Origin of the sequence: Amycolatopsis alba DSM 44262 (genome assembly GCF_000384215.1) — a bacterium.
Lineage (GTDB): Bacteria > Actinomycetota > Actinomycetes > Mycobacteriales > Pseudonocardiaceae > Amycolatopsis > Amycolatopsis alba.
Window position 1 is genome coordinate 8450171 of sequence record NZ_KB913032.1, and the last position, 26125, is coordinate 8476295.

The following is a 26125-nucleotide window of genomic DNA, read 5'->3' on the forward strand; positions in this document are numbered from 1 at the left end:
AGCACGCGAGTCACGTGCCTGATCACGCGAGTCGCGCGGCGACCGGGGCGCTTTCCGCCGACCTCGCCACCGGTATCCGCGCCTTGTCCGGCGCCAGCAGGCTCCAGATCACCACCACGGTGACGTTCAGCCCCATCGACACCAGACCCGCGTTGAACCCGCCGAACGTCGCACCGGTGACGTACAGGGCGATCGCGGCGATCACCCCGGTGACCATCCCGGCGGCCACCGCGGCCGTCCGCACCCGGCGCACGAACAGGATCGCGAGCCAGCCGGGGACGACCTGGGCCAGCAGGTTGTAGGTCAGGTTCAGGATCGTGAGCATCAGCGTCGAGGCGACGAGGGTCAGGACCGCCGCCAGGACCAGGAAGCTCGCCACCGCGACGACCGTCCACCGGCGTTGCGCCGTGGCCGGGATGTTCGGCGCGAGGTTGCGGCAGACCATGCCGCCGATGGTGAGCGCGGTAGCGGCGAGCACCAGCACGCCCGAGAGCGCGGCGCCGGCGGCGACGAGGCCCAGCAGCCAGTCGGGCAGCAAACCCTTGGCGGTCACCATGAACACCGTGTTCGGGTTCTTCAGGTCCGGGTGCGCGGTCACCCCGTAGTACGCGGCCAGTACCAGGAACGGGTAGATCAGCATGTACAGCGGCATCCACACGGTCGAACTCTTCACCGCGCGTTCGGAGCGGGCCGGGAACACATACGCCCCACCGAAACCGAGGTAGAACACGATGCTCTGGAAGAGGATCGTCGTCATCGCGAAGGTCAGTTCCGAACCGCCCATGGTGGTCTGTGCCGCGCTGAGCACCTCCGGCCCGCTGACCTTCGCGGTGCCACCGGCGGCGAGCACCACCGCCACGCCGACGAGCACGACGCCGACCAGCATGAACAGATCCTTGAGGATCGAGACGAACGCGGGCGACCGCACGCCGGAGACGGCGATGTAGACGAACGCCACGATGCCCGCCAGCACCACGCACTGCACGGGATCCAGCCGCAGCCCCAGATTGCTCAGCACCACCTGGAGCCCGATGAACTGGTACTGCCCCCATGGGACCAGCGCGATCAGCATCGTGACACAGGTGATCACTTCGAGCCGCCTGCTGCCGAAATGCCGTCCGAACACGTCGGGGACGGTCATCGCGTCGTATCTTTTCGCCGCCCGCCACACCAGCGGGGCCAGGAAGTAGCCCAGCGAGTACGCGAGCAGGATGTAGCCGAGGAACCAGATCCCGTAGCTCGCGCCGTGCGCGTAGATCCCGCTCGGGAACCCGATCATCGTCCCGATGCTGTACACCTCGCCGACCGCGAGGAAGTACACCAGCCACGCCGGGAACGAACGGCCGCCGACGAGAAACTCGGAGATCCCGCCGCCGCGGGTGGACCGTCCGGCCCACACGGCGAGCCCGATCGAGCCCGCCATCACCACCACCACGATCGCGATCAGCATCAGTCGTCCTCCGGGTAGTGGGCGCGGTCGAAGAAACGCCAGCTGATCCACAGGCACAGGGTGGTCAGCGGGCAGCAGCAGAACACCCAGAAGAACAGCACCGGAATGTTCAGCACCGACGCCGTCGATCCCGACAGCAGCAGAATTCCTCCCAGCAGGGCGAACGCGGGGACGAACAGTCCGATGAGGACACTCGGCCAGCTGCGGATCATCGTCGTGCTCCCGTCGTCTCGCGCCGCCAGACGACCTCGCCGCCGCTGACGGTGGCGTCCACGGTCAGCTCGCGGATCCGGTCGGCTTCGATCGCGGTGGGATCGCCGGACAGCACCGCGAGATCGGCGAGCTTCCCGATCTCCAGGCTGCCCTTGACGTTCTCCTCACCCGCCAGGTAGGCGGCGTCGATCGTGTAGCCGCGCAACGCGGCGTCGACGCCGACGGCCTGTTCGGGGCCGAGCACCTTGCCCTGCCTGGTGATCCGGCGCACGGCGCACCAGATCCCCTCCATCGGCGGCATCGGCGTCACCGGGGTGTCCGAATGCAGTCCGAAGTGGATCCCGCGCGAGCGGGCCGAGACCAGCGGGCTGATCCGGCGCGCCCGCTCGGGACCGAGGAAGACGTCACGATGCCGGTCTCCCCAGTAGTAGACGTGTTTGACGAAGAACGAAGCGAGGACGTCGTGGGCGGCCATCCGGTCCAGCTGGTCTTCGCGCACCGTCTGGCAGTGTTCGATCCGGTGCCGCCTGCCGGTTCCGGACGGCGAGCCCAGCCGCGAGTAGCCGTCGATGATCGCGTCGATCGCCGCGTCCCCGTTGCCGTGCACGGCGACCTGCCAGCCCGCCGCGTCGAGCGCGGCGATCCGGCGGCCGAGATCGGCGGGTTCGAGCAGCATCATGCCGTGCTCGTCCGGGTCACAGGTGTAGCCCTCCGCGAGACAGCCGGTCTTGCCCTGGATCGACCCGTCCGCGACGATCTTCACGCCCGTCATCGCGAACTTGTCGTCCGCGCCGCCGGTGTCCGGGGCTTCCGGCGTTCCTTCGTCCAGGCCGGAAACCAGACCGTCGAACAGGTAGCCACGCACCCGGACACGCAGCTTCCCCGCCCGCCGCAGCAGTGCGTACGCCGCCAGTTCCGCCGCTCCCCCGATGAGCCCGATACCGGTGTCGTGCACGGAGGTCACGCCGTTGGCCAGGTATTCCTCGTCCGCCAGGAGCAGGGCCGCGGCCAGTTCGCCCGCGCTCTGACCGGGCAGCCGCGACGTGACCAGGAAGGCCGCCGTCTCGACGAGTACCCCGGTCGGCTCGCCCCGGCCGTCCCGCACGATGAGCCCGCCGGGCGGATCCGGGGTCTCGGCGGTGATCCCGACTTCGCGCAGGGCGAGCGAGTTCGCGGTGCAGAAATGCCCGGACACATGGGTCAGCACCACGGGATTGCGACCGGAGACGGGGTCGAGGTCCGCGCGCGTCGGATGACGGCCGTCCGCGAGCAGCGTGTCGTCGTAACGGAAACCCCGGATCCACTCCCCCGGACCGAGGTCCCTGGCCGACTGGGCGACCCTCCCGACGATGTCGGCGATGGTGTCGTTGGGCGGGCTGCCGGCGTCGACCGGCGCGGCCAGTGTCATCCCGAAGAACGCCGGATGGTTGTGGGACTCGACGAAACCGGGGATCACCGTCCGCTCGGCCAGGTCGAGCACCGTGGTCTCCGGGCCGATCAGCCGGGAGATCTCGCGTTCGGAGCCCAGCGCGGTGATCCGGCCGCCGCTCGCGGCCAGCGCGCGGACCCGTCTCCCCGCCGGGTCGAGGGTGAGCACGGTGCCCCCGAGTGCGACGAACTCGGCTGCGTTCCGGGGATCTTCTCGAAGGGGCTGCACCACACGGACCTCCTGGCGACGTGTCCTGGCTCACGAGGGATCCCCAGACAGTGCGGCACATCTGGCCGCCTGAACAGGTCCAGAACGCTCCGGTGCGGTGGTACCAGTTGCCCCTCAGCCGCCGAGCAGGTCGCGGCAGGCCCCGCCGAGCAGCCGGATACCGGGGTCGATGTCGCGTAACGGCACCGCCGCGAAGCCGATCCGGAAGTGGTTGCGTGGCGGGTCGTCCCCGACGAAGAAGATGTCGCCGGGTTCGATCAGGACGCCGTCGCGCTCGGCGCGCTCCATCAGCGCCCGGCAGTCCAGTTCGGACGGTCCGGTCATCCAGAGGCTGACCCCGCCCGGCGGATACGTCGTCTGTACCCACGGCAGGTGCTCGGTGACCGCGGCGCAGGTCGCCTCCCACTTCCGCATCAGTTTCGTGCGGTACCGCCGCAGGGAACGGTGGTACTCGCCGCTTTCGATGAGCAACGCCAGGGCCCGCTGGAGGTGACCGGGCGGATGCCGCAGCACATAGCGCCGGATCTCCCGCAGCTCCCGCACCAGCTCGCGCGGGCCGACCAGGTAGCCCAGCCGCAGGCCGGGCGAGAGGAACTTCGAGAAGGTGCCGAGGTAGATCGCGTCGCCGGTGCCGTCGAGCGCCTTGAGCGCGGGGGTCGGGCTGCCGTGGTACCGGAATTCGCTGTCGTAGTCGTCCTCGACGAGCACCGTGCCCGCACTCGCGGCCAGGCTGAGCAGCCGTCGGCGGCGGCCGATGCTCAACGTCGCGTTCGTCGGGTGGTGGTGGCTCGGGGTGAGGTAGAGCAGGTCGACGCCGTCGAGGGTCTCCGGCGGGCGCAGACCGCTCTGATCGACGTCGACGCCACGCAACCCGGCTCCGGTGCGCAGGAAGATGTGCCGGGCGTCGAGGTAGCCAGGGTTCTCCATCGCCACGACGCTGTCGGGCCCGAGCAGTGCGCGGCCCAGCAGGTCCAGCCCCTGCTGGGAGCCGACGGTGATCAGCACCTCGGACGGATCGGCCTCGATCCCCCGTGCCGTGAGCAGCTGACGGCAGATCTGGTCGACCAGCATCGGGTCGTCGGAACCGACACTGTCCTGCAGGCTCGGGAACACGTGCGGCCGGTACAGGGCGTCACGCAGGCAGCGTGTCCACGACCGCGCCGGGAAGGCGGTGACGTCCACCTGCCCGGCGAGGAACGGGTACGGGTAGGTGTGCCAGTCCGGGCGCTTCTCGATATGCGGCACCCCGGCGTCCGGATACCGGCGCACACGGGCGCTCCAATCGATGGCCGGGCTCGTGTCGCGCTCCTGCACCGCGCAGTGCGGCCGCATCTCCGCGTTGATGAACAGCCCGCTGCGCTCCCGGCTCTCCACGAACCCCTCGGCGACCAGCTCCTGGTAGGCGAGGTTGATGGTGTTGCGGGACACGCTGAGCTCGGCGGCCAGCTCGCGCGAACTCGGCAGCCGGTGGGCCGGGTCGAACGTGCCGATCGCGATGCCGTGCTCGATGGCGCGCCGCACCTGCCGGTAGAGCGGTTCGGCGGACGTCCGGTCGATTTCGATCAACGTTCGCGGCAACGGCACCTCCCTCACGGCGACGGGCCGGGATCTGAACCTAGCCGCAGATCCCGGCCCGCACCACCTAGCCGAACGCGACCGAGTCGATCCCGAGCGCCTCTCCGACCGGCGCGGACGTCAGCCGCCCGTCCACCGTGCTGACCCCGCCGCGCAGCTCCGGGCACCGCGCGACGGCGCCGGACAGACCGTGGTTCGCCAGCTCCAGCGCGTAGGGCAGCGTGACGTTCGTCAGCGCGTACGTCGAGGTGTGTGGGACCGCGCCGGGCATGTTGGCGACGCAGTAGAACACCGAGCCGTGCACAGCGAACGTCGGTTCCGCGTGCGTCGTCGGCCGCGTGTCCTCGAAGCAGCCGCCCTGGTCGACGGAGATGTCGACGAGCACGCTGCCCTGCTTCATCCGGGACACGAGCTCGTTCGACACCAGGCTCGGCGCCTTGGCGCCCGGTACGAGCACCGCGCCGATCACGAGATCCGCTTCGAGCACGGCCTCTTCGATCGAGTAGGCGTTCGCCGCGGCGGTGCGGATCCGGCCCTGATACATCCGGTCGGCGGCACGGAGCTTGTCGACGTTCTTGTCGAACAGGACGACGTCGGCCCAGGTCCCGGCCGCGCCGGCGACCGCGTTCATCCCCGCGACACCGGCGCCGAGCACGACCACCCGCGCCGGGGCCACCCCGGAGACGCCTCCGATGAGCACCCCGCGCCCGCCGTTGGCGCGCATCAGCGTCTGCGCGCCGACCTGCGGGGCCAGCCGCCCGGCGACCTCGCTCATCGGGAACAGCAGGGGCAGCGAACCGTTCGGCAGCTGCACCGTCTCGTAGGCCACCGACGTCGTACCCGCGTTCAGCAGCGCCCGCGTGCACGGCTCGCTCGCGGCGAGGTGCAGGTAGGTGAACAGCAGCTGGTCGCGCCGCAGGCGGTGGTACTCCTCGGCGACCGGTTCCTTGACCTTGAGCACGAGTTCGCCGGTCGCCCAGACGTCGTCGGCGCTGTCCAGCACCTTCGCCCCCGCCGCGGCGTAGTCCTCGTCGCGGATGGACGATCCTTCCCCGGCTCCGCGCTCGACGAACACTTCATGCCCGGCCGAGGTGAACTCGTGCACGCCCGCGGGCGTCACCGCGACCCGGTACTCGTGGTTCTTGACTTCACGAGGGACACCGATCTTCATCTCACGCTCCCGTCTGTTCCAAAGGCAATGACGCTGAGCGTGCGGCACGACTGGAACGGCCAGAAGTGCCAGAACCCGCGCGATCGACGGGTCCAGTTCGCGCGGAGTCGGCCGGCTGGTCGTGACGCTGCCCCTTTCGCGTCACGACCTCCGGGCTCCGGCGACCTAGACCGCGCTGCGGGATGTCCTGAAGGCCCCCTTCGGGACGTTGAACGTCTCGAAGGGGGCCTTCGAGACACGACGTCGAGTCACCGACCCCACGTCATTCTTCTGAATAGCTGGTCATAGCGGTGAGCTATGACCTCCTCGCCGCACACCGGCTACCGGCGCACCCCTGCCCGGTCCACAGTGGCCGGGTGGGAACCCTGGCCATGACCTCACTGGCGGCGGCGGCCGGGGTCGTCGCCCAGCGCCTCTCCGGCATGGGGCTTTCCCTGCTGTGCGTACCGTTCCTGGCGCTGACGCTGGGACCGCTCGACGCCGTCCGGCTCACCCTGCTGCTCGGCTTCCCGGTCTATCTCGCGGTCGCGATCACCCACTGGCGGGCGATCAGATGGGCGCAGGTCGCCTGGCTGACGGTGCCCGCGGTGGTGTTCACGCCGATCGTCGCGCTCGTGGTGCGCGACGCTCCCGCGCGTCCGCTGCTGCTCGCCGCAGGAGGCTGCTGCGTTCTCGCCGTCGGCGTCCTGGCGAGCGGCGTCACCAGCGGACGGCTGGCAGGCAGAACAGGTGCCGTCGGCGCGGGCGTCCTGAGCGCGGCGATGAACACCGTCGCCGGGCTCTCCGGCCCCGCCGTGGCGGTATACGGGGCGAGCGCGGGCTGGGGCGCGGACGAGACACGCGGGACGCTGTCGATCTACTTCTTCCTGCTCGGCCTGGTCGCGCTGCCCAGTCTCGGCTGGGTGGAGGTACCCGTGAGCGTGCTTCTCGCGGTCGCGGGCGCCGCTCTCGCCGGTGATCTGCTGGGGCGGGCGCTGAGCCGCCGGGTCGGCGAACGCTCCGTTCGGTGGTCCGTCCTTCTGCTTTCGGCGGCGGGTGGCGCGCTGACACTGGCGCACGCCGTCTGAACCAGAACGGTCTCGTGAGTGGCAAGGGTTGGTCTAACGCGCTTTACCACTTACGAGCCCAGCGGCCCGGTGTGCTCTGGCGGGAAGGCGGTGTTGCGAAAGCCACTTTCGCAACCTTCAAGGTTGCGAAAGTGGCTTTCGCGTCGCTGCCAAGTGGGGCCGCGTGCCTGGCGTCCCGTAGCGAGGGCCTCGTAAGTGGCAAGGGTCCGCTCTAACGCGCCTTACCACTCACGAGACCCGGAGCCGCCGCCAAGTCTCCCGCCGACGCCGCTGCGCGGCGGGGTCGGCCACCGGAGCGGCCGACAGCAGCCGGTGGGTGTACGGATGCACCGGATCGGTGAGCACCTCCTTCGTCGGTCCTTGCTCCACGACGTGGCCGCGGTGCATCACCGCGACCCGGTCGGCGAGCTGCTCGACGACGGCGAGGTCGTGGCTGATGAACAGGCACGCGAAACCGAGGTCGCGCTGCAAGGTCCGCAGGAGCTCGAGGATCCGGGCCTGGATGGTGACGTCGAGCGCGCTGGTCGGCTCGTCGGCCACCAGCAGGTCCGGGTCGAGCGCCAGCGCACGGGCGACGCACACCCGCTGGCGCTGCCCTCCCGACAGCTGGTGCGGATAGCGACCGCGCAGATCGGGGGAAAGCCGCACCGACTCGAAGAGCCCGGCGACCCGATCGTCCACTTCGGACCCGCGGTGGGTGCGGTGCAGCCGGATCGGGGTGGCCACGCTGTCCCCCACGGTCATCCGGGGGTTGAGCGAGGACAGCGGGTCCTGGAAGACCACGCCGATCCGGCGGCGCAGCGCCTTGGCGGATTTCCCTTTCGCGCGGGCGATGTCTGCGCCATCGATGCGGACCGAACCCGAGGTGGGCGGGATCAATCCCGTGACGGCACCGGCCACGGTGCTCTTCCCCGACCCCGACTCCCCGACGAGACCGAGGATCTCGCCGGGTTCCACGTGGAGGTTCACCCCGTCCGCCGCCCGGACCGCCATCGCCCGGAAGCGGCCGCGGTAGGTGACGGACAGGTCTTCCACCACCAGCAACGGCGCTTCCGCCGGGACGTCCGGCACCGACCGGGTGGCGGGATGGTCGGCCGCGGCGTGATGACCGCTCGACGCGACCGGTTCCGCCGCGAGCACCCGCTCGACCCCTTCCGTCACCGCGACGCCGAGCGAGACCACCGACCCGAGCAGCCGCCGGGTGTAGTCCTCGCGTGGTGCGCTGAACACCGCTTCGACGTCGTCCTGTTCGACGACCTGGCCGTCGTACATCACCACGACCCGGTCGGCGAGGTCGGCCACCACGCCCATGTCGTGGGTGATCAGCAGGATCGCCATGCCGAGCCGGTCGCGCAGATCCCGCAGCAGCTCGAGGATCTCGGCCTGCACGGTGACGTCGAGCGCCGTGGTCGGTTCGTCGGCGATCAGCAGTTTCGGCTCGTTCGCGACCGCCATCGCGATCACGATCCGTTGCAGCTGACCGCCGGACAGCTCGTGCGGATACGACCGGAACCGTTGCTCGGGTGCGGGCAGCCCCACCAGGCCGAGCAGTTCGATCGCCCGCCGCCGGGCGGCCTTCGGCGTCAGGTCCCGATGGGTGCGGATCGCTTCGATCAGTTGCTCCCCGACGGGGAACACCGGGTTCAGCGCGCTCATCGGTTCCTGGAACACCATGCCGATCTCGTCGCCGCGGACGGCGCGCAGTTCCTCCGGCGTCAGCGTGTAGAGATCGCGGCCGGACAGCAGCGCCCGGCCGGAGACCTCCGCTTCCGGCGGCAGCAACCCGAGCAGCGACAGCGCGGTGACCGACTTGCCGGAGCCGGATTCCCCGACCACCGCGACGACTTCACCGGCCCGCACCGTCCACGAGACCGACCGTGCCGCCCTGGTCTGGCCGAAAGAGACACTGACGTCACGCAAGACCAGCAGGTCGGCCTCGCCGTCCGGCGCCGCCTGCCCACCGGACGGCGAGGCGCCGGTCACTGGATCAGCCCGAACTGGCGGTAGTCCGGGTACGCCGGGAAGCGGCCGATCACGAGGTTGCCGAACTTCGACCCGTGCAGGAACGAGTTCCGGGTGTAGATCAGCGGAACGACCGGCGAGTCGCCGAGGATCTTCTTGTCCAGCGCCGCCCACTTCTTCCCCGCTTCGGCGGGGTCCACCGTCGCCTGCGCCTCGGTGATCAGCCGGTCGACGTCCGGATTGTTGTACCGCGACTCGTTGACCCCGCCGTTGCCGATCTCGGTCGACTGGAACAGCGGCTGGATGTTGGCGTTGGCGGACGGGATGTCCGGCTGCCACGACGTCAGCGTCAGGTCGTAGTCCGAGATCCCCTTGGTGTCCACTTCGGACGTGTAGGTGTCCTCGTCGAGCGCCTTGATGCTGATCTTGATGTTGGCCCTCGCCAGCGCGGCCTGGATCGCCGCGGCCTTCTCCGGGTAGCTGTTCTCGTTGCGGGTGGCCAGGACCAGGCCGTCGAGACCGTTCGGCAGACCGGCCTCGGCAAGCAGCTTCTTCGCCTTCTCCGGGTCACCGCCCGGCGGCGCCGGGTACAGGTCGAACTGCTCGCGCCCCTGCAGGCCGGGGGTGATCAGGGTGGTCGCGACGTCCCCGGCGAGCTGGGCGTTGCCCGCACTGGCGACCTGGTACGCGGCCTTGTCCACCGCGTACTGGAACGCCTGGCGCACCTTGGGATCGACGAGCTTGCCGCGCTGGGTGTTCAGCGTGAGATACGCGAGCGCTCCCGATTCCGAGGTGACGACACGGGACTTGGCGGAAGGGTTCGCCTGGATCTGGGCCAGCTGCGCCGGAGAGGCGAACGGGACGCTGAACGCGCTTTGGTCGTCGCCGCTGTCGTCGATCAGCCGCTTCGAGATGACACTGGTGTCCTGCCCGAGCTGGAAGACGATGGTGTCCGGGTTCGCCTTGCGGGTGTCGTCGGTCGCCCGGTCCCAGTGCGGGTTGCGGACGAGCCTGGCCTCCTTGCCGCGCTCGTACTTCTCCAGCACGTACGGCCCGGACGCGACCGGGTGGTTGCCGTAGTCCGCTTCCTCGCCCTTTCCCTTGGGCACCGGGGAGAACGCGGGAGTGCTCGCGATCCAGTTCCAGTCGCCGTAGGGGCGGGCGAGGTGGAACACGATGGTCTTGTCGTCGGGGGTCTGGATCGAGTCGAGTTCCTTGCCGCCCTCGAACGGCCCCTTGTACGCCAGCCCTGGGGACAGCAGATCCTTGTGATAGGTCAGGCCGCCGGAGAACGCGGCCGCGTACGTCCGCTCCAGTCCCCATTTGATGTCCTGCGCCTTGATCGGCGAGCCGTCGTTGTACTTGACGTTGTCCCTCAGCGTGAAGGTCCAGGTCTTCCCGCCCTCGCTCGGCCTGCCGGTGTCGGTCGCGAGGTCGGGGACGATCGTGGTGTCCTGCCCTGGAGTGACCTTCCACGAGGTCAGTCTGCGGTGCACCAGGCCGAGCGCGGTGACCACCAGGCTTCCGCTCTTGGCGGGGTCGTACTGCGCGGTGGCGCTGTCGCTCAGGAGCCGGACGGTGCCGCCGGGTTTGACCTCGCCGCCGGTCGACACCGGTTTGTCGTTGGCGCCGCAGGCGGTCAGCACCGTCGTGACGGTGACCGCCCCGGCGACCGCCTTCAGCACAGCCTTGCGTTTCATCGTTTCCCCTTCAGATCAGGCGGGCTCGCGGATCGAGCGCGCCATAAGCCAGGTCGACCAGGAAGTTCACGACCGTCACCAGCACCGCCGAGAACAACGTGACGCCGAGCAGCACGGGCAGGTTCATCGACGCGATGCCGTCGACGAGCAGCCTGCCGACCCCGGCCATCCCGAAGATCCGTTCGGTGATCACGGTCCCGGCGAGCAGGGCGCCGAGGTCGACGCCGAACACGGTCACCACCGGCAGGAGGACGTTGCGCAGCGCGTGCTTGCCGACGACCTTCCGCTCGGTGAGCCCCTTGGCCCGCGCGGTGCGGATGAAGTCCTCGCCGAGTGTCTCCAGCATCTGGCTTCGCGTCAGCCGCGCGTAGATCGCCGCGTGCAGGAAGGCCAGCACGAGCCAGGGCAGGACGAGATGCCACGCCCATTGGACCGGGTCTTCGCCGATCGGCACGTAACCGTTCTTGGGCACGACGTCCAGCGCGAACGCGAAGATCGTGATGCCGATCATCCCGGCGAGGTAGGCGGGCAGGGAGACCCCGGCCATCGCGACCGCCATGGTGATCCGATCGGCCGCGCTCCCCCGGCGCAACGCCGACAGCACGCCGAGGCCGACACCGACGACGAGCCAGAGGACCGCGGCACCGAGCGCGACCGAGAAACTCACCTCGATCCGTTCGCCGATCTCCGTCAGCACCTCGACGTCGTTCTGGAAGTCGTAGCCGAAACACGGGGCGCCGCACTGGATCGCGGTGACGCCGGTGCCGAACGTCCGCCCGGCGAAGATGCCGCCGAGGAATTCGGCGAACTGCCGGTACCACGGTGCGTCGTACCCCATGAACTCCCTTGCCAGCGCGAGGCTTTCCGGGGAACAGGGACGGCCGCACGCCATCCGGGCCGGGTCGGCGGGCAGCAGGTAGAACACCACGAACGTCAGGAAGGTGACGATCAGCAGGACAAGGGCCATGCCCGCGAACCGGCCGAGCACGAAGCGCAGGGCACGCATCAGTCCCGGCCTCCCGACCGCGGGTCGAGCGTGTCGCGCACGGCGTCGCCGACGACGTTGAACGCCAAGGTGACCAGGAACAGCATCAGCCCAGGGAACACCAGGTACAGCGGGTCGGTCTCGAAGAAGTCGATCGCGGTGCTGATCGTCCGGCCCCAGCTCGGGGTCGGCGGCAGGACACCGACGCCCAGGAAGGAAAGCGCCGCCTCACTGCCGATCATCGACGGGATCGACAGGCTCGCCACGACGATGACCGGCGCCCACAGATTCGGCAGCAGTTCACGCCGGAAGACGTGCCATGGCCCCCCGCCTATCGCCTTGGCCGCCGACACGAAGTCGCGGCCGCTCAGTGAAAGCGTCTGCGCGCGGACGATCCGCGCGACCCGTGGCCAGCCGAAGACGCCCAGTACGACGATCAGCAAGGGCTGGCGGGGGAAATCGGGTGGCGCCATCGCGCCGAGCGCGATCATGAAGATCAGGTACGGGAAGCCCAGGATCACGTCGGCGGTCCAGGTGACCACCCGGTCCCACCAGCCGCCGAGATAGCCCGCGCCGGCGCCGATCACCACGCCGAGCACGGTGGCCAGCGCCGTCGCACCGAGTCCGACCAGCAACGACGTCCTGGCGCCGTGGGCGACCAGTGCGAACAGGTCGATACCGGTCAGCGGTTCCACCCCGAACCAGTGTGCCCCGCTGACGCCGCCGAGGGATCCGGCGGGCAGCCCGGTCGGCCCGAGGTTGGCGATGTCCGGGGTGAGGCTCTGTCCCTCGATCAGCACGAGCAGATCCGCGGCGGCCGCCATGACCAGGATCAGCACCGCGACGATCGCGCAGGTGAGTGTCCATCCACTGGACCGGACCGCGTGCCATACGGCGGACGGCAGCGAACGCGCCGCCGTCGGTGGTACACCTTCGGGCAGCAGCAAGGGATCGGGCACAGCACCTACTCGGGGTCAACTGATCGGGTGACGCTCAGGGACCCTAAAGAAAGTAAACCGCCGCACCCAGCCCTGGCGCCGTCGTCTCACCAGCTGGACTGTGAGGTAACCGTCCCTGGACAGTCCTGTATGGACGAAGACGGCGGCACGGCCTACGAGACTTGTGTGTGCACGAAGGTGTCTGCTGCCGATTCCGCAACGCCGTCGAGGAACGGGGTCAGAAGGCGAAGCAGCTCCGTTGGGCGGTCCAGCGGGATGAGGTGGCCGCAGTCCTGGACCAGGTGAGCGGTCAGGTCGTCGGTGATGGGACGCAGCTGCCGTTCCAGTGCGCGGCCGACCGGATGCGCGCCGATCGCCATCGTGGGCACGGTGAGCCTGCCAGCCGCCACGGCCTCGCCGATCTGGCGGGCCGTGGCGGGCATGGCGCGATAGTAGGAGAAGGCGCAGCGCAGGGACTCATGTCCGGTGTAGGCGCCGACGAAGGCGTCCCGGATCTCCGGTGACACGCCTCGTCCGCGGGTGCCCGCGGCGAGGAACCAGTCGAGGTACTCAGCCTCGTGCCCGGCCAGGACCGTCTCACCGAGGCCGGGCACGGCGTGGAACCCGAACCACCACGGCGGGCCGCCGTCGAGGAAGTCCTCGGCGCCGGGCAAGGAGCCCAGCAGCGACTCCATCACCACGAGCCGCCGCACCAGCTCCGGTCGCCGCATGGCGAGCAGGAAGGCCACCGGGGTTCCGGCGTCGATGGCGACCACGGCCGCCGTGGGTTCGGCGAGGGCGTCGAGGATGCCTTCGGCGTCCGAGGCCAGCGTGCCCGCGTCGTAACCCTCCGCGGCTCGGGTGCTGGCGCCGAGTCCGCGCAGATCCGGCGCGATGACCCGGTGCCGCCCGGCCAGCGGGCCGATGATCTCGGTCCAGAGCCGCCAGGTGTGCGGGAAGCCGTGCAGCAGCAGGACCGCGGGCCCGGTGCCGGTGACGGCCACGTTGAGCTGGATGCCGCCGACGGTGATCCGCCGTGTCTCGATGCCGGCCTTGGCGGATGGGGTGTCGGGCACGTCGCCTCCGTTGTGGTTACCATTGGTTACCAGAAAACCGTAGGTAACTTCGACGGCGCCGCCAAGACGGCACTTTCCCCACAGGTGGTGAGCTCCAGGTGACCTCCCGACCGGCGTCCCCGGCGAAACAGGGTCGTGGCGACCTGTTCGACCCCGAGTGCCCCACCCGGCGGCTGCTGGACCGCATCGGCACGAAGTGGACGTCGATGGCGGTCAAGGTCCTCGCGGAGGCGGCCCCGCACGAGGTGCGTTTCGCCGAGTTGCGGCGCCGGATCCCCGGCGTCTCCCAGAAGATGCTGTCGGTGACCCTGCACAGCCTGGTCCGCGACGGCCTCGTCACCCGCCGGGTGGAGCCCACCGTGCCGCCCCGCGTGCACTACCGGCTCACCGATCTGGGGCTGTCCCTCGACGTCCCGCTGGCGGCGCTCCGGACCTGGGCCGAGGAAAACATGGCCAGGATCGACCGAGCCAACGCAATCAGCGATTCCGAGGCGGGCTGAGACCGGTTCGGGAAATCCCGATAATGCACATCAAATCGGATATCACCGTGACACGGCGACATACCATCGCTTGCCCAGGATGTCGTATTGAAGAGGCGAAACAAGCTGGCGTACGGTCGGAGGAGAACCCGGCCCGCAAATAGGACGACAGCCGAAGACTGTCCCTGGAGTCATTGCCGCGCAACGGGTTCGGATTCACCAGGCCGCGTTTCGCGGCCGTTCGTTTTCCGATATCCGAAGAACCCGGACGAGAGGGGCCGTTTTCCGATGTCTGATTCTGCCTGGAGACCAGGTTTAAGCAGACGCAATTTTCTTTCCGCGGTCGGCGTCGCCGGTGGCATGGGCACGTTGTTCGCGACCATGGGAGCGCTGGGACTCGCACCGGCGGCACAGGCGATTCCACCGTACCGTTCCCCCCGCCGTTCGGATTTCACGCTTTCCGGGCGCGGTGCGGCGAAAGTGGTGATCCTCGGCGGCGGAACAGCCGGTTTGGCCAGTGCCTACGAGTTGGGCAAGGCAGGTTATGACTGCACGGTTCTGGAGGCGAGAGATCTGGTGGGCGGGCGGAACTTCACCGCCCGCGGCGGCACGGTGCAGACCGATGTGCGCGGAGACCGGCAGACAGCCTCCTTCAGTGACGGTGTCTACATGAACACCGGCCCCGGCCGGATCCCGCAATGGATGGTCACCCTCGACTACTGTCGTGAACTCGACGTTCCGATCGAAGTGTTCACCAATACCAACGCCAACGCTTTCCTCTACAACGAGGCGGCGGGCATGCGGGAACCGGTGCGGTACCGGACGGCCAAGGCGGACGTGTACGGCTACGTCAGCGAACTGCTCGCCAAAGCCACCGACAGGCACGCGCTGGACAAAGAGCTCACCAAGACGGACAAGGAACGGCTGCTGGCCTTCCTGCAGGACTGGGGCGAGATCGGCGCCAAGAAGGCGGACTGGCGCTACACCGGCACCCCGCGACGCGGCTATTCGGTCGATCCGGGCGCGGGCGAGCAGGCAGGCACACCGCTCGGCCCGGTACCGTCGCTCGCCAGGACGTTCGCCGACGGCGTCGGCCAGTACTTCTCCTTCGAGTTCGACTACGACCAGGCGATGCTGATGTTCCAGCCGGTCGGCGGCATGGACCGGATCCCGATGGCACTGGCCCGCGAGATCGGCGAGAACCGGATCCGCCTGCGCAGCGTGGTCACCCGGATCACCGACGGGCCGGCCGGTGTCGCCGTCACCTATCTCGACGCGAACGGCGCGCAGCGCCAGGTCACCGCCGACTTCTGCATCGCGACCCTCCCACCGCACATTCTGGCCAGGATTCCGCACAATCTCGGGGCGGACGTGCAGAACGCGCTGCGCGCGTGGCCGGTCGAAACGGCCGCGAAGATCGGCTTGGAGTACCGCAGCCGGTGGTGGGAGACGGACTACCGGATCTACGGCGGGATCACCGAGACCGACCTGGACATCGGGCCCATCTGGTATCCGTCGCAGGGTTTCCACGGCGAGCGCGGGCTTCTCCTGAACTACTTGTCCGACGACAGTGCCAGGAAGTACGGCGATCTCGCCCACGGCAAGCGGGTCCGGCGAGCGGTGGCGCAGGGGGTCAAGGTCCACGGCGAGAGTCACCGCGCCGAACTGACGAATTCGTTCTCGGTCGCCTGGCATCACATCCCGCATATCGAAGGTGCCTGGGCGATCCCGCCCACGGGCACCCCGGCGTACCGGCTGCTCGGCAAGCCCGCGGGCCGGCTGTACTTCGCGGGCGACTGGCTCAGCCATATGAGCGGCTGGCAGGCAGGCGCGTTCGAATCCGCCCGGCTGGTGGTCGGCAAACTGCATGAGCGCGTCCTGTCCCGCTGAACCGGACCATCTCGCCGACGCGGCGCGGAGGTGACCGGTCCGGCCGGGACCGGTCACCTCACTGTCCACACAGGACAGAATGTCGCAGCAGGCATTAAATGTCCACACTGGACCGTCACAGGATGACAGGCGAACAACCCGAAGGCATGACATCCGATCAGAGTAATTCACCCGATCGGATATACCGTTCGTGATCGAATCGCACCGAGCGAACCGAGTGAGCGCGAACTGCTACGAAATGACCATGTCAAGATCATCCCAACGACGGATGGGGCCCACTGCGGCCACTGGCACGCTCGAAGACATGATCCACCAGACCTCGGCCGTCACCGCCGCGCGGAGATCCCGCGGCGGGCGCATCTCTTCTCTTGACCTGCTGCGAGGGGTGGCGATTCTCGGCACGTTCGGGACCAACGTATTTCTGTTCGCGCATCCGGGCGGGCCCGCGGGTTTCTTCCAGGACTTCGTCGGCACCGCGACCGGCTTCGCCGAACACGTCGAAATCGGCCTCCGCGTGCTGAGCAACGGCAAGTTCCTCGCGTTGCTCACGATCCTGTTCGGCGTCGGCCTGGAATTGCAGTATCAGTCCGCGCGGCGGCGCGGTGTTTCCTGGCCGGGCAGGTATCCGCTTCGCGCGGGCATCCTCTTCCTGGAGGGCGTCGCGCACTACCTGCTCATCTTCGAAGGCGACGTGCTCATGGCCTACGGGCTGACCTCACTGCTCGTCGCGTATCTCGTCGGCCGCAGTGAGCGGGTCACGCGCACCGTCGTCATGGTGGTGGGTGGCGCGTATGCCACGCTGATCCTCGCCGTGACCGCGATGATGGTGTCCCGGCCGGACGTTTCCGACGAACCGATCCCGGTCGGTCCCGCCGCGACGGCCAGCTGGCCCGCTCAGTTCTCCGTCCGCCTGAACGAGTTCCTGATGTTGCGAGCGGAGATCATCCTGATCGTGCCGTCCGCTGTCGTCCTGTTCCTGCTCGGTTCCCGCCTGCGCCGGGCCGGCGTCTTCGACGACACGGCACGGGGCGGACGGCTCCGCGCGCGACTGCTCGTACTCGGCTTCGCCGTCGGTCTGCCGCTGAACGTGCTGACCGGTTTCAGCGGGCCGGACTGGCTGCTCGTCGACAGGTATCTGCTGCCTCCGCTCGTCGCACTGGGCCTGCTCGCCCTGGTCACCCATCTCACGCTCCGGATGCGCGACCGGCCGGGTGCCGTCCGAAGCGGGCTGATCGCGGTCGGCCGCACCGCCCTCTCCTGCTACGTGCTTCAGAACCTGCTGGCCGGAATCCTCTGCTACGGCTGGGGTTTCGGCCTCGCCGAACGTTTCGCGGACGCCCGCCCGTGGTGGATCGTCGGCCTCTGGGGATTCGTCGGGCTGGTGAACGTCGCGTTCGCCGTCGCCTGGCTCCGGCACTTCGACCGCGGACCGCTCGAACTGCTCATGCACCGCCTGTACGCGCCGCGGCGGACCGGTACGACGCGCTGATCGGGCCCGCCGGTGACGGCACGTCTGTCACCGGCCACGATGAGCAGGCACAGCCGCGCCGGTGCCGACCTGACCACCCGATCGGCTCTGTACAGCGAATACCTCCGCATGGCCGGAGAAAAACACCGCTTTTCACCGGCTGGACGTGAACCGGGCCCGCCCGGCTCGCCGACGAGCCCGGATGGCGGGCGATCATGCTTCGTCACCGAAGCGCGGCGAATGCGCGCATTACCGGAAGCGGGGCCGGTAATGCAACTTTTCGATGCCGGTATCGGACGAGTTCACAGACTCCGATCACATCGAGTTTTTCAACGAAAGGAACCAACCCGGTACGATGAACGCGCGGGAACGGATATGCCGAGTGCCGGTTCGCGCCCCGGTGAGAACCGTTTGACGGCGAACCCATCGGATCATCCGTCCCCGAGAGGGCCTTGACAACACAACAAGGGTGCGGCCTTCCACGTGTCCGGTGCGACGCGTTCGGAATGTGTATCCCCGTTCCGCCGTCCGGACCAGATCCGGCCACCTCGCCCACGACTTTTCTCCCTTATCACCCGATTGCTGGTCCTCACCCGCGAGGAGAAGCGGGAAGATCCATGCCGGACCGCGACGAAAGAGGATTCGGCGAAAAAATGACCACTGACGTCGCCGCGGCGGTCGGTTTGCCGGATCGCCCGAGCGGGCAAACCTGTTCTCGGCGAATGCGGGCGCCGCACGGCCCTGGGCCACACCGGGCGCCCGTCAAATACCCCAAGGGGAACCATGGACCGCGTCACCACGCTCGTAGTAGACGATCAGCCCCTCATCAGATACGCGCTCAGCAGGCTGTTGCGGGATTCGGCGGGGGTGGGGGCGGTGACCGAAGCCGCGAGTGAGCCAGAAGCGTTGTGGCAGTGTGAAAAGAGCCATCCCGACATGGTCATCACCGAGCTGTCGATCTGGGGTGAGCCCGCCGGGACCGCGATCTGCCAGTTCGTCAAGGAGCACTTCGAGCGCGCGGCCGTCCTGGTCTTCGCCGGTGACGCCTCGCCATCGGCCATCGCCATGGCGCTGAACGCGGGCGCCGACAGCTTCGTGCACAAGTCGGCCAGCGGAGGCCAGGTGATGTCGGCGGTGCGCTCCACCCTCGCCGGGCAACGGGTGTGCCTGCAGGCAGGAGGAACCCCGCCGACCGTCACCGAGGCCGTGCGGTACGCGAGCGTGATGACCAGGCGGGAGGAGGAGATCCTCGCGCTGATTCTCTACCGGTGGTCGAACGACGAGATCGCCGAAGAACTGCACCTCGCGACGCAGACGGTGAAGAACTACGTCAGCCGGATCCTGCAGAAACTGGGCTTCGGCAGCAGGCGTGACCTGTTCCGGGCGCTGCGTTTCCGGCCGGGCGGCACCCCGCTGCCACGGCTGGAGACGACTCCTCACGACGGCGAGTTGTACGCCGCGGACCGGCTGGCCGGGTACCGGGGCTAGGCCGGTCGGGTGGGCTGCGTACCAGGAGTACCGAGACCGGAAAAGGTTCGGTACCTGCCGTATCCTGTGGCGCCGGGATCGTTTTTCTAGCGTTGCTGTCATGACGAAGTCAGGTTCCCTGCTGCTGATCCTCGCGCTCGCCGGAACCCCCGCTCCGGATACCGTCCGGCCTTCGTCGGTCAAGATCCATGAGGTGCTCGGTGGCCCGGCAGGCTACATCGACCTGCACAACACCAGCGCCACCACGATCGACATCGGTGGCTGGTCCGTTCAGGCGTGCACGGGCGGAGTCATGCCCGCGGAGCTGGCCACCATCCCGGCCGGGAGCGAGATCCCCGCCGGTGATCACTTCTTCATCACCGGACAGGGTTTCGGCGGGACCGTGCAGCAGCTGGTCGTCGAGGCGATCGTCGGGGACGGTGAGATGCTGCTGGACCGGCGTGGGGTCAGGGCCGACAGCATCGGCTGGGCGCCGACGTCGCCCTGCCGCGAGAACCAGTCCGCCGTCGCCTGCCCCGGTTTCGCTCAGGCGAGGGACGCCGCCAGCCGCGACACCGACAACAACAGGGCTGACTTCGCCTGCGTGCGACCGATCGACTGACAATCGCATTCCAGTCCGGTTCCGCAATCCGTTCGCCTGCGCAAGAAAGGTGCGGTCGTGACCGCGAACAGCAAACGCGGGGACGCGACCCCGCTATGCGAGCTGCTCACCGAACAGCGAATCGCGAAAGGCTGGTCACAGTGTGACCTGGTCGCGAAGCTGCATACCCTCTCCGGGAACGACAGTGTCACCCGAGAAGAGATTTCCCGCTGGGAGCGAGGAAAACGCATCCCCGGTCCGTACTGGCGACAGTGGCTCGGCGATGTTCTCGATACGTCCAGCCAGGAACTCGAGCTCGCCGCGGCCGTCGCGAGAAGGCGTCGACGGAAAGACGAGCCCGTGCGGCGGTGGACAATTCTCGACTGACGGGAAAGTACCGAAAAACTGGCCCCTTCCCGGCGGCACCCCGGTTCTCGGATACTTATCTGGTCGCCACCGGTTGCAGGATTCCGGCCCGGCGGCAAATCCCCCGACAAGCACGTTGAAAGGAATTTATCATGCGGCGAATTCTGGGCGCTTCGGCGGTATTCGCGATGCTGGCGATGGGCATGGCCGGCGGTGTCGCGAACGCGGCAGGCGAGACTGAAGGAACCGAGGTCGCGCCTCTCGTTTCGTCTACGGTGCTCATCAACGAGGTTTCGACCCGCGGCGTGAACGGTCAGCTCGACGAGGTCGTCGAGCTGCGCAACGTCTCGAGCCAGCCGCAGGACATCAGTGGCTACACGATCCGCATCTACTCGTCGGCGAACATCCAGACCGACACGATCGTCCTGCCGGCGGGCACCGTCCTGCAGCCGAAGGGCACCGCCGGCCAGTACGCGGTCCTGGTGGGGCCGAACTTCTCCGGCGCCATCGCGGACCAGACGTACGTCATTCCGTTCACGCTGAGCGGCGTCGACGGCATCCAGACCACCGGCGGCCTCTCGCTGCACAACCTGGCCGCCACGAAGCTCGACGGTGTCGCCTTCAGCAACGCCGTGCTCACCCCGCGTGAAGGCCAGGCCGCGATTCCGGAGACCGCCACCACCGATCTGCTCAACGCGTCGAACACTCGCAACATCCTGAGCACCGACACCGACAACAACCGGCAGGACTTCTCGCTGCAGCTGCGCAGCGCGGGTCAGTGAGCCTGCAAGACCGATCCCGCTAGACCGGGCCCGGGCCGCCGTCGGCGGTCCGGGCTCTTCCATGGCGGTATCTCGCCAACGGCGACATACCGCCACCGAGAGTTATTTTCATTCACCAACTCCTGCCTCATCCTCGGAAATTCCATCTTCGCGGCGGCCGTGACCACGGCCGCTTCGCTCTATCCGAGGAGAGTCCCTTGATGAGACGCCCACGGCATTCGTTGGCGATTCTGGCGGCCTCCGCACTGGTCGCCCTGTCCCCGCTGCCGGTAACCGCGACCGCCGCGACCACCGCCTCATCCGGTCCCCCACCCGTCTCCGGGCGGCCGGACGTCCATCGCGTCACGTTGCTCACCGGCGACGTGGTGACCTACGAACGAGACGGAACCGGACACGACAGCGCTCAAGTCGAACCGGCGGTGCGGCCGGATCGACCGAGCCCGGCGTTCCAGATCACGACCACGGCCGAAGGCATGATGGTCTATCCGTCCGACGTGCTTCCGTTCGTCAGCAAGGGATTGCTCGGGCGGGAGCTGTTCAACGTCACCGCGCTCGTCGGAGACGAGCGTGATGACGCGGCCAGTGCCACGATTCCCGTCATCGTACGCTACGGCGGCCGATCAGAGCTGTCCGTCCAGTCTCTGGACACGAAGGCGAAGGCACTTCCGCAGACCCAGCGACCCATCCCCCTCGCCACCGCCAACGGTGTGGGAGTGAAGGTCAAGAAAGCGGGGACGGCCGAGTTCTGGCGTTCGCTCGCTTCGTTCGATCCTGGCGGGAAGCCCGTGCTGAACCAAGGGATCTCACAGGTCCGGCTGGACAGGAAGGTCCGCGTCGCGCTGGACAAGAGCACCGCGCAGGTCGGTGCTCCGGCGGCGTGGAACAGCGGGTGGACCGGGAAGGGGACCACGGTCGCGGTGGTGGACACCGGGATCGACGAGAAACATCCCGACCTGGTGGGCAAGACGGTCGCCTCGGCGGATTTCAGCGGAGAAGGCGACATCGTGGACCGTCATGGTCACGGCACCCACTGCGCCTCGATCATCGCCGGCACCGGCGCGGCCTCGGGCGGCCGGTACAAGGGCATGGCACCGGACGCGAAACTGGTGGTGGCCAAGGTTTTCGACGCCTCCGGTGAGGCTGACACCGCACAGGTCATGGCCGGGATCGACTGGGCCGTCGCACAGGGCTCGAAGATCGTGAACCTCAGCCTCGGCGCCGGCGTCAGCGACGGAGCCGACCCGTTGAGCGAACAGATCGACACGCTTTCGGCGAAGTCCGGCGCGCTGTTCGTGGTCGCGGCCGGGAATTCCGGACCGGGTGACCGGACCATCACGACGCCGGGGTCGGCGACGTCCGCGCTCACTGTCGGGGCGGTCGGCCGGGACAACTCGCTCGCGTGGTTCAGCAGCCGCGGCCCGCGGCTGCGGGACGCCTTGGTCAAGCCGGAGATCACCGCGCCGGGCGTCGGGATCGTCGCCGCACGTGCCGCCGGCACGGCGATGGGTGATCCGGTGGACGACTCCTACACCGCCGCGTCGGGCACTTCGATGGCGACGCCGCACGTCGCGGGCGCCGCGGCGATCCTGCTGCAACAGCAGCCGGGGTTCACCTGGCAGGAACTGAAGAACACGCTCGTCACCACCGCCAAGGACGTCGGCCTTCGCTGGTACGAGCAGGGAGCCGGGCTCCTCGACGTCGCACGGGCCGTCTCGCAGAAGACGACCGGTACTGCCGTCGCGAGCTTCGGCCGGAACGAGCGGAGCCCCAGCAGCGCGGCGCAGGTCGTACGGCAACTGTCCTACACCAACACCGGGGACCAGCCGCTGAACCTGAACCTGAAGCTGACCGTGCAGCCGTGGGACAGCGGTACCAAGCCCGGTACCGGGATGCGCCTGGCGAAGACGGACGTGTCGATCCCGCCGAAGTCCAGCACCACCGTCGACCTCGCCGTGAACCCGAGCGAAGGGGTGGCGGGCGTCTACGGCGGCGCCGTGGTGGCGACGACCGCGGACGGGACCAACTCCGTGCGGACGCCCGTGAGCACCTACAACGCGACCGAACTGTTCCCGGTGACGATCCGGCTGCAGGATTCGGCGGGTGGCCCGGCTCAGGTCGCGTCCGCCCAGCTGATCGACGACGCGGCCGGTGCGGGCAACCGCAACGACCCGTTCCTCGACCAGGTCAGCCAGCAGATCGGTCTGGTCGACGGCGTCGGCCGGGTGCTCGTGCCCGCCGGGCGCTACTCGGCACTCGGCTGGGTGATGGAGCGTGGGCTGGCAGTGCGTCGCTGGTCGGCGATGAGCGCGGCGCAGGTCTCTGTCACGGCCCCCGCCGAGATCACGCTGAACGCGGCGAGCACCGTCCCGGTGGGGCTGATCACGCCCACCCCCACCGATCTGCGGGACCGCACGGTGATGCTCCGGCGCGTGATCCCCGGCGCAACGGGCCTGAACGGCTACGTCGGCGAGGCCGGACTGACCGCGGGCTCGGGCTGGGACGTGCGCGTGACACCCGCGGCGGCCACGTCGGCAGGTGCGATTTCGTTGCAGGACAGCGCGACGCTGGCCCAGACCGCGGTCGAGATGAAGGTCGTCGGCGGCAGCTCGCCCGTGCTGAATCCCGCGTACGACGTGCCGACGCTGACGGCGAAGTCCCCCGGTGAACGAACGCTGCCGGTCGTGTTCGGCGGTGCGGGTGGCACGGGTGACCTCGCCGGTCTCGACGTCCGCGGAAAGGCCGTCCTGGTGCGGGTCCCGGTCCCGGCCGGGTCTCCGGATCCGGTGAGCGCCGTCTCCACCGGCATCGCGAACGCCGCACGCGCGGTGGCCGCCGCGGGTGCGGCGGCGATGATCCCCTACGCCGGTTCACCGGGTTCGCTGAGCGTTCCGGGCCTCAGCAGTGCGGTGGTGCCGACCCTGTCCCTCGGCTGGGACGAAGGAGAGGCGCTGCGGACCGCGGGTGCGGTTTCGGTGCGGTTGCTGGTACGCGCGGCTCCGGACGTGATGTACAACCTCAGCTACCTCGACGGCAACGGGGTGTCCAAGGATCTCGTCCGGCGTGTCGACCAGAAGTCGTTGGTGGCCACGAAGAGCAGCTATCAGGCCGAGAAGCCGGGGCTGACCGCGCAGAAGAACTGGTACGCCTTCCCGACCGGCCTGTGGAAGACGCAGGCGGTGCAGGGCACGAAGATCCCGGTACCGGGCAAGTGGACCGAGTACACCGGCCCGGCGGACGATCGGCTGGTCTGGAAACGGGTGGTCTCCCTGTACGGCACCGACGCCGCGGGCCGTCGCGCCGCGCTGAGCATGAACGCGCAGAACATCTACCACGCGGGCGAGCGATCGAGGCCGGACGAGTACTGGTTCCGCGCACCGATGCACAGCGGGTCGGTCGAGCTGCCCTTCGACCATCCGGCTCGCTACCCGGCGACGGCCCGTGGCTGGGCGGTGATGTGCTCGATGTGCCGTGGTGGCCAGGATCCCGACCTGTTCGTCCCCCCAGTGCAGTGGATGGACGGCACGACCGGTGCCGGTTCGGGCGGGCACTTCGCGAATCCCTACGAGAACGCGCGGTACTTCGCGGCGACCACGGCGCGGCTGTACCGGGACGGGATCGAGATTCCACGATCCAATGCGGACGATCCGCTCGCGGTCATCCCGCTGTTCCGGCTCGCGCCGACTCCCGCCACGTACCGGCTGGACGTGAGCGACGTGATGCCCGGCCAGGCACAGTTCGGCGCCCCGAGCGGAGTGCTGTTCCAGAACGCCCCGAGGACCGACACCTCGTGGACGTTCGCCTCGGCGCGCTCCACCGGCGCGTCACCGCTCGGATTCGCCTGCTATGAATCGGGCACCGCGTGTTCCTTCCAGCCGCTCATCCAGCTCGACAACCGGCTGCCGCTGGATCTCGCCGGCCGCGCTCCGGCGGGGGGCCCGTTCACCTTCGACGTGCTCGCCGGCTCGCACAGCGGTACACGCGGCGGCGGACCGGTGACGCAGCTGCGGGTCTCGTCGTCGACCGACGGCGGGCGCACCTGGACGGCGGCGACCGTCCGGCCGAACGGGGACGGTCTGTGGTCGGTGACGGTGGCCCATCCGCAACTCGCGGCCACCGACGGGTTCGTCTGGCTCCGTTCGGACGCACGGGACAGCTCTGGCAACACGGTGACGCAGACGGTCCAAAGGGCCTACGCGCTCACGGATGTGCCGAAGGCGAACCCGCACGTTCGATGACGTCCTCCTCGCTCAGTGGCTGGGTCACCGGCAAGGTGACCCAGCCACGGGTGGCGACCTGAAGCCCGGCCTGGAACCGGGTGGTCGCGCCGAGTGCGGTCATGAGATCGCGGAGGCGTCGCTGGAAGGTCCGATAGCTCATGCCGAGCTGCTTGGCGATACTCCTGTCGGGCAGCCCGGTGGTCAGCAAGGCGAGCAGGCGGGCGTCGTCGAACGGGGCGACGTCCGCCAGTTCGGCTTTACCGGGCATGCGCAGCGGAAGCCCGTTCTGCCAAAGGAAAGAGAAGACCGCGCTGAGCGCGTCCAGCAGAGCGCACGGGTGGATCACCAAGGCCGTGCCGACCTCGGGGAGATCGGCACGCAGCGGCACCAGCCCGATCCGCTGGTCGACCACGATCATCTTCAGCGGGGCGCTGGTCACCACGCGGGCCTCCTCGCCGAGGGCGAGCCCCGCCTCCAAGTCGGACGACAGGTCGTGCAGTTCCAGCGCACTGCGCTCGTAAACCCCGCGAAACCGCACACCCCGGCCGAGGAGATCGCGTTCGGCGGGGTGCAGCACACTCGGCGTTTGCGCGTACGGCGGTTTGTCGACGAAAGCGACTTCCTGCTCGGCCGAGCGCAGCAACTGATCGGCCCGTTCGGCGATCAGCGCGTTCCCGTGGATCACCTCGATGAGGTCGGCCGGGCGTTTGCCGGACGTCGCCCGGTACCGCTCGCGCAACCGGTCGGCGATCAGCCGCGCGCTCGCGAGTTCCTGCTCCTTCTGCCGGAGCATCGCCTCCAGCGCGATCTCCGGCCGCACCGCCGAATACGCCTCCGTCGGACCGGGAAGCTTGGTGAGCAAACCTTTTTCGTTCAGCGCGCGCAGAACCCGGAGCAGCCGCTGCCGGGGGAACCCGGTTCTCCGCCGGATTTCGGCAACGGTCATCGAACCGGTGCCGGCGAAAGCATCGTAGACCTCGACGTCGATTTCACTCAGGCCGATGATGTCCAGCACTTTTCTCCCCCGCTGCAGCCGCGGTCGCTTTACCCGACCCTACCGC

At 68.7% G+C, this 26125-nt stretch carries 20 protein-coding genes; 9 read left to right on the top strand and 11 right to left on the bottom strand.

Annotated elements, in window-relative coordinates; translation table 11 throughout:
• Window positions 1-22 precede the first annotated feature (22 nt).
• The 5 genes from AMYAL_RS0139300 to ald all read right to left on the bottom strand — a co-directional run bounded on the left by AMYAL_RS0139300 (window position 23) and on the right by ald (window position 6066).
• Window positions 23-1450 carry a sodium:solute symporter family protein gene (locus tag AMYAL_RS0139300; RefSeq protein ID WP_020636787.1) on the bottom strand — a complete coding sequence of 476 codons (1428 nt, stop codon included), beginning with the start codon at window positions 1448-1450 and terminating at the stop codon, window positions 23-25.
• Window positions 1450-1662: a DUF3311 domain-containing protein gene (locus tag AMYAL_RS0139305; protein WP_020636788.1), complete on the bottom strand. Its 213-nt coding sequence runs from the start codon at window positions 1660-1662 to the stop codon at window positions 1450-1452. Before AMYAL_RS0139305 ends, AMYAL_RS0139300 begins: the two co-directional genes overlap by 1 nt.
• Entirely contained in the window at window positions 1659-3323 is a 1665-nt protein-coding gene (locus AMYAL_RS0139310; RefSeq protein ID WP_020636789.1) for an amidohydrolase, read from the bottom strand. The genes AMYAL_RS0139305 and AMYAL_RS0139310 overlap by 4 nt, the downstream gene beginning before the upstream one ends.
• Before the next feature lie 111 nt (window positions 3324-3434).
• Window positions 3435-4898, bottom strand: a complete 1464-nt coding sequence (gene pdxR, locus AMYAL_RS0139315; protein WP_026467809.1) for a MocR-like pyridoxine biosynthesis transcription factor PdxR — start codon at window positions 4896-4898, stop codon at window positions 3435-3437.
• A gap of 64 nt (window positions 4899-4962) precedes the next feature.
• Complete coding sequence (gene ald, locus AMYAL_RS0139320) at window positions 4963-6066, bottom strand: alanine dehydrogenase (RefSeq protein ID WP_020636791.1); 1104 nt, start codon at window positions 6064-6066, stop codon at window positions 4963-4965.
• A 356-nt stretch (window positions 6067-6422) separates the two neighbouring features.
• Here ald and AMYAL_RS0139325 point away from each other — a divergent pair, with 356 nt between their 5' ends.
• Window positions 6423-7133: a sulfite exporter TauE/SafE family protein gene (locus AMYAL_RS0139325; protein ID WP_245193310.1), complete on the top strand. Its 711-nt coding sequence runs from the start codon at window positions 6423-6425 to the stop codon at window positions 7131-7133.
• Between the two features lie 228 nt (window positions 7134-7361).
• On the opposite strand, the gene AMYAL_RS0139330 is transcribed toward AMYAL_RS0139325, so the two are convergent.
• The 5 genes from AMYAL_RS0139330 to AMYAL_RS0139350 all read right to left on the bottom strand — a co-directional run bounded on the left by AMYAL_RS0139330 (window position 7362) and on the right by AMYAL_RS0139350 (window position 13794).
• Window positions 7362-9116, bottom strand: coding sequence for an ABC transporter ATP-binding protein (locus AMYAL_RS0139330; protein WP_020636793.1), 1755 nt, complete (start codon window positions 9114-9116; stop codon window positions 7362-7364).
• A complete protein-coding gene (locus AMYAL_RS0139335; protein ID WP_020636794.1) occupies window positions 9113-10795 on the bottom strand; it encodes an ABC transporter substrate-binding protein in 1683 nt (560 codons plus the stop codon). The genes AMYAL_RS0139330 and AMYAL_RS0139335 overlap by 4 nt, the downstream gene beginning before the upstream one ends.
• 10 nt (window positions 10796-10805) lie before the next feature.
• Window positions 10806-11801, bottom strand: a complete 996-nt coding sequence (locus tag AMYAL_RS0139340; protein ID WP_020636795.1) for an ABC transporter permease — start codon at window positions 11799-11801, stop codon at window positions 10806-10808.
• Window positions 11801-12739 carry an ABC transporter permease gene (locus AMYAL_RS0139345; RefSeq protein ID WP_020636796.1) on the bottom strand — a complete coding sequence of 313 codons (939 nt, stop codon included), beginning with the start codon at window positions 12737-12739 and terminating at the stop codon, window positions 11801-11803. Before AMYAL_RS0139345 ends, AMYAL_RS0139340 begins: the two co-directional genes overlap by 1 nt.
• A 152-nt stretch (window positions 12740-12891) precedes the next feature.
• Window positions 12892-13794, bottom strand: coding sequence for an alpha/beta fold hydrolase (locus AMYAL_RS0139350; protein ID WP_020636797.1), 903 nt, complete (start codon window positions 13792-13794; stop codon window positions 12892-12894).
• Between the two features lie 98 nt (window positions 13795-13892).
• Here AMYAL_RS0139350 and AMYAL_RS0139355 point away from each other — a divergent pair, with 98 nt between their 5' ends.
• The 8 genes from AMYAL_RS0139355 (at window position 13893) to AMYAL_RS0139390 (ending at window position 25082) form a co-directional block, all read left to right on the top strand.
• Window positions 13893-14294 carry a winged helix-turn-helix transcriptional regulator gene (locus AMYAL_RS0139355; protein ID WP_020636798.1) on the top strand — a complete coding sequence of 134 codons (402 nt, stop codon included), beginning with the start codon at window positions 13893-13895 and terminating at the stop codon, window positions 14292-14294.
• A 339-nt stretch (window positions 14295-14633) separates the two neighbouring features.
• Window positions 14634-16163: a flavin monoamine oxidase family protein gene (locus tag AMYAL_RS0139360; RefSeq protein WP_020636799.1), complete on the top strand. Its 1530-nt coding sequence runs from the start codon at window positions 14634-14636 to the stop codon at window positions 16161-16163.
• Window positions 16164-16467: 304 nt separating this feature from the next.
• A complete protein-coding gene (locus AMYAL_RS0139365) occupies window positions 16468-17652 on the top strand; it encodes a DUF418 domain-containing protein (protein WP_020636800.1) in 1185 nt (394 codons plus the stop codon).
• Window positions 17653-18414: 762 nt separating this feature from the next.
• Window positions 18415-19119 (top strand): response regulator transcription factor, encoded by a 705-nt coding sequence (locus AMYAL_RS0139370; RefSeq protein WP_084702268.1) that lies wholly within the window; start codon window positions 18415-18417, stop codon window positions 19117-19119.
• Between the two features lie 100 nt (window positions 19120-19219).
• On the top strand, window positions 19220-19720 hold the full coding sequence (locus AMYAL_RS0139375; RefSeq protein ID WP_020636802.1) for a lamin tail domain-containing protein: 501 nt from the start codon (window positions 19220-19222) through the stop codon (window positions 19718-19720).
• A gap of 57 nt (window positions 19721-19777) precedes the next feature.
• A complete protein-coding gene (locus AMYAL_RS0139380; protein WP_020636803.1) occupies window positions 19778-20086 on the top strand; it encodes a helix-turn-helix domain-containing protein in 309 nt (102 codons plus the stop codon).
• Window positions 20087-20217: 131 nt separating this feature from the next.
• Complete coding sequence (locus AMYAL_RS0139385; protein ID WP_020636804.1) at window positions 20218-20847, top strand: lamin tail domain-containing protein; 630 nt, start codon at window positions 20218-20220, stop codon at window positions 20845-20847.
• 200 nt (window positions 20848-21047) lie between these two features.
• On the top strand, window positions 21048-25082 hold the full coding sequence (locus AMYAL_RS0139390) for a S8 family serine peptidase (protein WP_143267639.1): 4035 nt from the start codon (window positions 21048-21050) through the stop codon (window positions 25080-25082).
• On the opposite strand, the gene AMYAL_RS0139395 is transcribed toward AMYAL_RS0139390, so the two are convergent.
• Window positions 25045-26079 (bottom strand): helix-turn-helix domain-containing protein, encoded by a 1035-nt coding sequence (locus tag AMYAL_RS0139395; RefSeq protein WP_020636806.1) that lies wholly within the window; start codon window positions 26077-26079, stop codon window positions 25045-25047. The genes AMYAL_RS0139390 and AMYAL_RS0139395 overlap by 38 nt on opposite strands.
• Window positions 26080-26125: the final 46 nt, after the last annotated feature.